The following is a 1,105-nucleotide window of genomic DNA, read 5'->3' as shown; positions in this document are numbered from 1 at the left end:
AGTTTTTGTTATTTTGTCAATTTCAGTGAAAAGTTGCGTGAACAGTGTGAAGTTCATGGCATTCCTCTTTAATGAATTTTCAATTTTTTATCATTTTAAAATACAGATACATGCTATGTGCTTCATTGGTATTGACACAATTTGTCCAAGCGCTCCCACCGAGATTATTTTGGATTTGATGAAACTTTTGTGCGTTTTTCCAGATTGTTGAGACATGTACAATAGGATTATTTTCATAAAATAGAGAAAACAAATGTTATAAAGAATTTTGGTAAAACCGTATGCGAGGCATCTGTCTGTTTAATGAATTAACTATATTTCCATAGATTTTGCGTTTTTGTATGTCGATAAGAAATTCTTCATTATTGCTTAAATTCCTGATCATTTGTAGCTTTAAAGATTCATTGTGGAGTAAGGCTAACATGATCTTTATGTATACTTGCAATTCTGCGACCTCTGACAAACTCCTTGTTTTATCTATATCATTTAAGAAATTTGTAATTTGTATAAAACGTTTCTCTGCATCCTGAAAAGCTCGCAAGCTTACGGCTTTAGAGACGATACCGCTATATTTGAGACGCTCGTTAACCATTGTACGTATTTTGTCGTTTGGCAATATATGAGGTCTTTTTTCTTTCATAACAACGCCGGTAATAAGCTTCATAAGTCTCTGAGACATTTCATCCTTGTTGTCGTAGCGCAGTTTTGGAACTGGATAAATAAGCTCCGGATTTTGAAAAAAATAGCTCATGTCATTTGGGGACATTAGGCCGTTAATTACTCTATTAGCCATCACAGAATGATAGATGTCTGCTTCTTTTAATATTCGCTTTTCTTGCGCTTCAACTTGTTCTTTTAATAATTCAATAATTTTCAGATACTCTTTTGCTGAAATAGATAGTGGTTTTGCAGCAGGTGGTTTTGCAGCAGGTGGTTTTGCAGCAGGTGGTTTTGCAGTTTTTTTTGATGCAGATGTATAACTACCATGAATTACTTCAGGATTAGGTATGAAAGTAATAAAACTATATGCTAAATTTGGCAATCCAAAAGCTATAATCATTCCTGTTATAATAAAGATCTTTTTCATCTGTCTCCTCGCTTGATT

The 1,105-nt window shown here is 33.5% G+C and carries 1 protein-coding gene; it reads right to left on the bottom strand.

Annotated features, from left to right (window positions below):
* Positions 1-256: 256 nt before the first annotated feature.
* Positions 257-1,105 (bottom strand): type IV secretion system protein (locus ACFINC_RS09725; RefSeq protein WP_375617078.1); only part of this gene is annotated, 849 nt, incomplete at its 5' end.

Source organism: Bartonella sp. AP58NXGY, from assembly GCF_042195785.1.
In the GTDB taxonomy this organism is placed as follows: Bacteria; Pseudomonadota; Alphaproteobacteria; order Rhizobiales; family Rhizobiaceae; genus Bartonella.
This window is presented reverse-complemented; position numbering and strand designations above follow the sequence as displayed.